The sequence below is a fragment of the Streptomyces olivaceoviridis genome, assembly GCF_014650115.1.
Lineage (GTDB): Bacteria > Actinomycetota > Actinomycetes > Streptomycetales > Streptomycetaceae > Streptomyces > Streptomyces olivaceoviridis.
In genome coordinates, this window is the sequence record NZ_BMUI01000010.1 from 220,569 (window position 1) to 229,120 (window position 8,552).

Below are 8,552 nucleotides of genomic sequence, written 5' to 3' on the forward strand. Positions count from 1 at the left end.
GGCGTGGCGTCAGCCCACATTGCGTCAGCCGGCATCGTGCCGGCCGGTATCGCGTCAGCCGAGAAGCGCGTAGACCGTGCTCGCACGGGCCGCGAGCGCGCCCGAGGAGGCGTCGCTCAACGTGACGTCCGCGAACGCCATCCGGCGGCCCAGCTTGGTGAGCACCGCGTCGACCAGGACATCCGTGCCGGTCACCGCCCGCTGGAACGAGGTCGACTGCTGCACCGTCGTCATCGGCACGAACCCGCCCCGGGCGGCCGATACGGCGATCACCGTCGCCGTGTCGGCCGCCGCCATCAGCGCCTGACCCGACAGTCCGCCGCCCTCCCGGACCAGCCGGCCGGACCAGGGCAGACGCAGCACGGCCCGGTCCTCGCCCACCGCTTCGACGGTCAAGCCCAGATCGAGCACCCAGGGGGCGAAGTTGACGGAGAGGATCTTGTCGGCTTCGGCGGTGGTCATCGTCATATGGGGGATTGTTCCCGGCCCCCCAGCGCGACACGCGGAGCATGGCCGATTCCCCGCGCCGATACGGCCGTGCGGAAGCGGAATTGAACACACCACGCGGCCGGTGCGTACGTACGGCCATCCAGGCGCCCCGGTACGAACCCGATACGCACTGCCCGTGAGCGGCAGACCCCGTGGAGGTCGAGAAGTTTGAGTCACAAGCGAATGCCCAAGCGCAAGGCCGCGGTAGCGGTGGGCGGTGTCGCGGCGCTCGGGGCGGCGGCCCTCCTGCTGCCCAACGCCAACGCCTCCCAGGACCAGGACAGCGCGACCGCGGGCGGCACGGCGGGCGCGAGGACCCTGAAGGCCACGGACGCCTCCGGCCTCGCCGGCCGGCTCCAGAAGATCCTCGGCGACGCCTTCGCCGGGTCCTACTACGACAGCGGCAAGCAGCGGCTCGTCGTCAACGTGGTCAGCGGCGACAGCAATGTCGTCGTGCAGGCGAAGAAGGCCGGCGCGGTGGTCCGCCAGGTCGACAACAGCATCGCCGAACTCAAGGCCGCGGCACAGACGTTGAGGACCAGGGCGACCATCCCCGGCACCTCCTGGGCCGTCGACCCGCGCACCGACAAGGTCCTGGTCACCGCCGACTCCACCGTGACCGGCGCCGACTGGAACAGACTGCGGTCGACCGTGCGCGGCCTCGGGTCCGGCATGGCGACCCTGAAGAAGTCCTCCGGCACCTTCAAGACCTTCGTCTCCGGCGGCGACGCCATCTTCTCCCAGGTGCAGGGCGGCAGCGTCCGCTGCTCCCTCGGCTTCAACGTCACCGCCTCCGACGGCAGCCCCGCCTTCCTGACGGCCGGTCACTGCGGGGTCGCGGCCAAGGAGTGGTCCGACTCCGAGACCGGGCAGCCCATCGCCACCGTCGACCAGGCCACCTTCCCCGGCGAGGGCGACTTCTCCCTCGTCAAGTACGACGACCCGAACACCCAGGCGCCCAGCGAGGTCAACGCCGGCAACGGCCGGACCGTCCGGATCAACCAGGCCGCCGACGCCACCGTCGGCGAGACCGTGTTCCGGATGGGCTCCACCACCGGGCTGCACGACGGCCAGGTCACCGGCCTCGACGCCACCGTCAACTTCCAGAGCGAGACCGACCCGAACGGCGTCGACACCGTCACCGGCCTCATCCAGACCGACGTCTGCGCCGAGCCCGGCGACAGCGGTGGCTCGCTGTTCACCCAGGACGGCAGCGCCCTCGGCCTCACCTCCGGCGGCAGCGGCGACTGCACCAGCGGCGGCGAGACCTTCTTCCAGCCGGTCACCACCGCCCTCCAGGCCACCGGCGCGACGCTCGGCGACGGCGGCGGTGGCGGCGGTGGCGGCGGCGGTGACAACGGAGCGGGCGACCAGGCCGGCGCGGGTGCCGGTGACGAAGCCGGCGCCGGTGACCAGGCGGGTGCCGGTGACCAGGCCGGTGCCGGCGGTGACCGGATCGGGGGCAGCGCCGATCCGTCCGGTGCCGGCGCGGCGGACGACGGGTCGTCGTCCCTCACCGGCTCCCACTGACCGGACCGGCGGGCGGTGAGCCGACCGGCAGGCAGTGAGCCGATGGGCACTGACCCGGCCGGTACGCACTGACCCGGCCGGTACGCCCCGCGGGGTTCCCCGCCGGTCACCCGCTGGGCCGGTCGGCGGGGGAGTGGTCCGGCCCTCCGGCGGGAGGGCCGGACCCGGCCGCGGGCCGCACGGGCCCGGCGCCCGCGCCGGCGCCGGGCCGCGGGCGGCACCGCGTCATCCGTCGTCGCGTGCCCGCAGCAGCAGCACCGCCACGTCGTCCACCCGCCCCCGGGCCCCCGCACTGTGCCGGACCACCTCGTCCGCCAGGCTCTCCAGCGGCTGGTTGCCGATCTCCGCGAGCAGCCCGCCGAGGTCGACCAGCGCGTCCTCGATGTCGATGCCCGGGGACTCCACCAGGCCGTCGGTGTAAAGGACGAGCACCGAGCCGCGGACCATGCAGACCTCGGTCGTCGGATACCGGGCCGAGGCGTCGATCCCGAGGAGCGGGCCCCCGGCGAGGTCCAGCACCCGCACCCGCCCGTCCGGCCGGCGCAGCAGCGGCGGCGGATGACCCGCCCGCGCCATGACGGCCCGCCCGCGCGCCGGATCCAGCCGCAGGTAGAGACAGCTCGCGAACAGTTCGGTACCGAGCTCGATCAGCAGCCGGTTGGTGCTGCTCATCACCTCGTGCGGTGCCTGCCCCACCGTGGTGTACGCGCGGACCCCGGTGCGGATCTGGCCCATCAGGCCGGCGGCGGTCACGTTGTGCCCCTGGACGTCCCCGATCACCGCCGCCGCCAGCGGCCGGGTCGGCACCAGGTCGTAGAAGTCGCCGCCGATCTCCATGCCGTGGGTGGCGGGCAGATAGCGGGCCGCCGCCTCGATGCCGGGCGGGGGCGTCAGCGAGTGCGGCAGCAGCGCCTGTTGCAGGCCGTGCGCGAGGCGGTGCTTGGCGTCGTAGAGCAGCGCCCGCTCCAGGGCCTGCGCGATCAGCCCGCCGAGCGAGGTCAGCACCGCCCGCTCGTCGGCGGGGAAGACGTGCGGCTCCGTGTAGGCCAGCACACAGGTGCCGACCGGCCGCCCGGACGCGATCAGCGGCAGGTACGCCCAGGCCGCGAAGCCGTCCGGGCTGTCGTGCCGGATCGGGTACAGCCGTTCGAGCTGCTCCTGGGAGTCGAAGAAGGCGGGCACCCCGCTGCTCAGGACGTGTGTGCCCGGCGTGCGCTCGGACAGCGGCAGCCCGTCGAACCGCTCCACGATGTGCGGCTCCGGGTAGCCCCGGTGCCCCAGCACGTGCATCCGCCCGCCCTGTGCCCGCAGCAGCGCCAGCGCCTGGCTGCCAACGGCCGGGGCCACCTCGTCCCACACCAGCTGCACCACGTCCCGCACCCCGACCGCCTCGGTCAGCGCGCCCGCCAGGCTCAGCAGCTGGGAGATCGTCACGAGCCGGGACGGAGCCGGGCCCGCCCGCGGGGTCCCGCCGGCCATCTCCGCCACCGCCCGGGCCCGGGTGACGCGCACGCTCAGTCCGGTCGTGCTCGGATACATCCGGAACGACAGCCACTCGCCCGGCGGGCGCAGCGCCACGAAAGACGTCACCTGCTGGCTCACCAGCGCCGCCCGGTAACGGTCCTCGTACATCGGGTCGTTCAGCCAGGGCACCGACACCCAGGGCACCGTGCCCAGCAGCTCCCCGGCGGGCCGGCCGAGCAGTTCGGCGGCGGACGCGTTCACGAAGCCGATACGGCCGTGCAGATCCAGTGACATCAGTCCGTACGGCAGCCGGGACACCATCCGCACCGCCTCGACCGAGCCCAGCGTTTCCGCCACGAACGACACCGGCGCCGCGAGCACGTCCGGCTCGTACCCGAGCGGGCGGTCCTCCCGCGCGGCCCGCTCCAGCCGCCGCGCCAGCCGCGCGCAGGCCGCCGTCAGGTGCTGCCGCTCCCGGTCCGCCAGCTCCTGCGGGTGCGTGCCCGGCCAGGTCACGAACACCGCGCCGTACACCGTGCGCTCCGTCGCCACGGGCGCGGCGGCCAGCGCGAACGGGTACGGCAGCACCACCGAGATCCTGGGATAGCGGCGGGCCATCTCCGCCTCGCCGCCCACCCACACGAGCCGCCTCTCGCGCGCCGCGTCCGCGACCGGGATCGGCGCGCTCAGCCCGATCCGCTCCCACGGTGCCGCGAAGGCGCGGGGCATGCCCGCCATGACCGCCATTTCCAGGACCGTCTCGTCGGGCCTGAGCAGATAGACCGCGCCGGAGTGCGCCTGTACCTCCTCCATCAGGGTGGCCAGCGCCAGCGACAGCACCGGCTGTCCGGCCGGCGCCCTCCCGGCCGCCGGCGCCCGTCCCGGCTCCGGCCCCTCGGACACGCCGACCACCTCCTCGTACGGCCGCGCGTCGCATCCCGGCCACAAGACTCCCTCGCGGCGGCGCCCCGCGCACGGCGAACGCTCAGGGAGCTCCCTTCGCGCCCGCGCGTGCCGGATGGCTCCGCATACCCCGCACGGCCGTCTCCATGCACCGGCGCGGAAGGGGAGGGCGGGCTGCGGACGAGAACGCCGTCCCCCGGAGGGCCGGCCGCCGTCCCGGGCGGCGCCCGGCGGTGGGCGAGAAGCACAGGTGGTGTACGGGCTTCTCGTGTGCGCCCCCGCCGCGCCCGGATGGCCGAATCCACCCGCATCGGCCGACGTTCTCGGCCCCGCGCGCAGCCGAAGCGGGCGAGCGCGGGCCTGGAGTACGCGTGGCCGCCGGGCGTGTCGGCGGTGGGCCGGTGCGGCGCGCCGCGCGTGTCGCCACCGGCCCGGGCAGTGGGTCCGGGCTCTCCGCTGGCCGAATCATCACCCCTGATCAGGGGCAGTCCGGCCATCGGGCCGCACGGCGGCGCGGCGCACCGGCCCGCGTGCGGTCGCGGCGCGGACGACTGCCGTCCGGAAAACGGCGACGGGTTTTCCCCACGCGCTCGGTTTGCGGCTCAGCTGCCGGGGCACACGCGGGGGCGACGATCCGGCCGGGGGTCTCGTGCGCGCGCAGGCCCGGCGAGTGGCCGGACAGTGACGCAAAAGCACCGGCAGAGTACTCTCCGTTCAACTTCAGGGGGTTGCTTGTGTGTGACTCGCCGTGAAGACTGTGGCCGAGTTCCATCGAAACGAAGGTGTCTCGGGGTACGCATCGTGCCAATCGTGGGGCGGCACGCGCTGCGACTGCGTATTCTCACACCTCACGAGCCGGGAGGGTCCTGCGTGAGCCGTGCGCGGGAGCTATCGCCGAGGGGGATGGGTTATGTCGGATCGGCGCGCCGCACGACGGGGATCGCTACGGGGCCGTGGCCGGCCGCGCAGCGGCCACGGCCTTCATCGCAGGGTCTGAGTCCCGCCGCGCGCATCGCAGGGGCTGATTCCCCCCACACGCATCGCAGGGGCTGAGTCCCACTCATGGGCTGAGACCTCATCGCATGTGCGGAGGGTCTCCGGCCCACCCGGACACCAGTCCGGCGGCGGCCGACGTCGCCGCGCCCGAGGAGGACACGGGGGTCACGTTCTTCCCGTCCGGATGTCCCGGCAGCGGGGGCGCAGCCGTGCCCGGAACCGCCCGGCCTCCTGGTCGGCGCCGGTCCATGGCCTTCCCCCGCGCGCATGACTCCTCCATGCCCGCACGCGCCAGCAAGGAGACAAGGTGATCAGCAAGCAACCGACGGGCGAACAGCTCCTCCTGGAGGAGTTACCCGACCGCTGGCGCGGCTTACGCGAGGCCGGGCCGGTGCGGTACGACGAGACGCAGGGCGTCTGGCAGGTGCTGGACCACGAGACCGTCGCCGCCGTGCTCGCCGACCCGGCGACGTACTCCTCCGACATGTCCGCCCTCGCGCCCACCCAGTCCGACTTCGAGACCTTCCGGCAGGGCAACTTCGTCGGCATGGACCCGCCGGAGCACCGCAAGCTCCGCACCCTGGTCAGCCAGGCGTTCACCCCCCGGGTGGTCCAGGGGCTCGGCCCCCGCATCGAGGCCGTCTGCGCCCGGCTGCTGGACGCCGTCGCCGACCGCGACCGGTTCGACCTGGTCGACGCGCTGGCCTATCCGCTGCCGATCATCGTCATCGCCGAGTTGCTCGGCATCCCGGGGGAGGAACACCGCCTCTTCCAGGAGTGGGCGAGCGTCCTGTTCGGCGGCGACCAGCTCGGCGAGGCGCCCGACATGGCCGACCTGGAACGCGCCCTGGAGGCCATCGCGCCCACGGTGCGCGAGATGAACGGCTACATGCTCGACCACATCCGCGCCCGCCGCGCCGACCCCGGCGACGACCTCACCAGCAGACTCGTCGCCGCCGAGGTGGACGGCGTCCGTCTCGCGGACCAGGAGATGGTCGGATTCGTGGCCCTGCTGCTGGTCGCCGGGCACATCACCACCACCGCGCTGCTGGGCAACGCCGTCGTCACCTTCGACCGGCACCCCGGCACGAACGCCGCGCTGCGCGCCGATCCCGCGCGCATCCCGGCCGCCGTCGAGGAGGTGCTGCGCTGGCTGCCCCCGTTCCCGGAACTGGGCCGCCGCGTCACCCGGCCCGTGGTCCTCGGTGGCCATGAGATCGCGGCCGACACCCTGCTCATGGCACATCTGGGCGCCGCCAACCGGGACCCCGCCCGCTTCGCGGCGCCCGACGTGTTCGATGTGACCCGGCACCCCAACCCGCACCTGACCTTCGGGCACGGCATCCACTTCTGTTTCGGCGCGCCCCTGGCCCGGCTGGAGGCACGGATCGCCCTGCGGATGCTGCATGAACGATTCCGCATGCTGGCGATCCCCTCCTACGAGGACATCGCCTACCAGAATCCGGCCGTGCTCATCGGCGTCCGGCACCTGCCCGTCGAGGTCCGCAGACCGTAGCCCGAGCGCGCCCAGCGCACCGGCCGGCCCCGACACCGCTCGCACACGGGCCGGACCGGAACACCCGCACATGAGACCCACCCAACGGGAGTCCCCTTCTCATGCCGTACACCATCCCCACCGCTCCGGCCGCCTCCCGGACGCCGTCCCTGTTACGCCGGGAGATACAGGACCGTCTCGACGCCCTCGCCCGGACCCACCGGGTGCCCGGCGCCCAACTGGCCCTGGACACCGGCACGGATCTCATCGCCGTGCACACCGGTACGGCCGACGTCACGACCGGCAGCCCCTTCACCGAGGACACGGCGGTCCCGCTGGGCTCGCTGACGAAGCCCTGCACCGCCGCGCTCGTCATGCTCCTGGCCGACGACGGCGACCTGGACCTGGACGAACCCGCCGCCGCGCACCTCCCCGAACTCGGCGCCGTCCCCGAGGTGACCATCCGTCATCTGCTGAGCCACACCGGCGGGTTGCCGACCGGACCGGACTCGGACGCCGCTGCCACGACCACCGCCCCCCGCTACCTCGCCGCCGTGTGCACCGCCCGCGACGCGCTGTTCCCGCCCGGCACCGACTTCTCCTACTCCAACGCCGGCTACGTCGCCGCCGGACGGCTGGTGGAGACGGTCACCGGCATGTCGTGGCACGAGGCGGTGCGGGCGCTGCTCCTCGAACCCCTCGGTGTCACCCCCGCGTTCATCGGTGACCCCGCGCCCGCTCGTCCCACCGCCACCGGACACGCCGTCAACTCCGCGACCGGACAGGCCCGTCCGGCCCGGCAGAACCTGGCACCGCTGGAGGCGCCGGCCGGAGCGCTGCTCGCGAGCGCCCGGGACCTCGCCGCGTTCGGCGACGCGCTGATCGGCCGCGCGGACCTGCTGCCGCCCGCCGTCGCCAAGGAGATGCGCCGCCCCGAGACCGCCGCCCGGCCGGGCACCCTGGCCGACGGCTGGGGTCCCGGGCTCGCCCTCTACGAACGGGACGAACGCGTGTGGTGCGGGCACGACGGCAACGCCCAGGGCACGTCCTGCCATCTGCGGGCCGACCCGGAGAGCGGCGTGGTGGTCGCCTTCACGGGCAACGCCGGGGGTGCCACCGCGCTGTGGCGCGACCTCGCGGAGGAACTGGACCGGCTGACCGGCATACGGGTGCCCGCCGGCGTGCCGGCCGTGGACCGGGGACGTCCCGTCGCCCTGCCCGAGTGCGTGGGCACCTACCGCAACGGCACCACGGCCTACCGCATCGCGCCCGGACCGGACGGCTCGCCGGCCCTGTCGGTGGACGGCGACCTGCCCCTGCCGCTGGTCTGCTACGCCGACCTCTCCTGCGACCTGCTCGATCCGGGCACCGGGCGCCTCGAACCGGGGGGCCGCTTCCACCGCGATCCGGCCACCGGGCGGCTCGACCGGGTGCAGATCTCCGGCCGCACGGCCCGCCGCACCGACCCTGACTGAACACGGGTGCCCGCTGGTCCGGGGCCGCGCTGCCGGTTCCGGTGCATCGCGCCGGTGTCCTGGCCGACTCACGCCTCGGGCCGTGACGCGACGGTGCCGGTCCAGCCGCTGATCCGGCGGCCCGTTCGGGTCGACCCGCGTGGCTACGGCGCCGGTCGCCGGGACCGGCAGTCGTCACCGGCCGGGTGGCACCCCTGAGC

Annotated in this window: 5 protein-coding genes; 3 read left to right on the forward strand and 2 right to left on the reverse strand. The window is 74.1% G+C overall.

Going from position 1 to position 8,552, the window contains the following annotated elements:
- Nucleotides 1-54: 54 nt before the first annotated feature.
- On the reverse strand, nt 55-468 hold the full coding sequence (locus tag IE273_RS21095; protein ID WP_189816730.1) for a PaaI family thioesterase: 414 nt from the start codon (nt 466-468) through the stop codon (nt 55-57).
- A gap of 189 nt (nt 469-657) precedes the next feature.
- Between IE273_RS21095 and IE273_RS21100 the strand changes: the two genes are divergently transcribed.
- Nucleotides 658-2,019 (forward strand): S1 family peptidase, encoded by a 1,362-nt coding sequence (locus IE273_RS21100; protein WP_229887313.1) that lies wholly within the window; start codon nt 658-660, stop codon nt 2,017-2,019.
- 225 nt (nt 2,020-2,244) lie between these two features.
- On the opposite strand, the gene IE273_RS21105 is transcribed toward IE273_RS21100, so the two are convergent.
- A complete protein-coding gene (locus IE273_RS21105) occupies nt 2,245-4,395 on the reverse strand; it encodes a SpoIIE family protein phosphatase (RefSeq protein WP_373309375.1) in 2,151 nt (716 codons plus the stop codon).
- A 1,294-nt stretch (nt 4,396-5,689) separates the two neighbouring features.
- Between IE273_RS21105 and IE273_RS21110 the strand changes: the two genes are divergently transcribed.
- The gene (locus tag IE273_RS21110) at nt 5,690-6,898 is read left to right on the forward strand and encodes a cytochrome P450 (RefSeq protein WP_189816732.1); all 1,209 of its coding nucleotides are present in this window, start codon (nt 5,690-5,692) and stop codon (nt 6,896-6,898) included.
- A 101-nt stretch (nt 6,899-6,999) separates the two neighbouring features.
- Nucleotides 7,000-8,352 carry a serine hydrolase domain-containing protein gene (locus tag IE273_RS21115; protein ID WP_189816733.1) on the forward strand — a complete coding sequence of 451 codons (1,353 nt, stop codon included), beginning with the start codon at nt 7,000-7,002 and terminating at the stop codon, nt 8,350-8,352.
- The last annotated feature ends 200 nt before the right edge of the window (nt 8,353-8,552 follow it).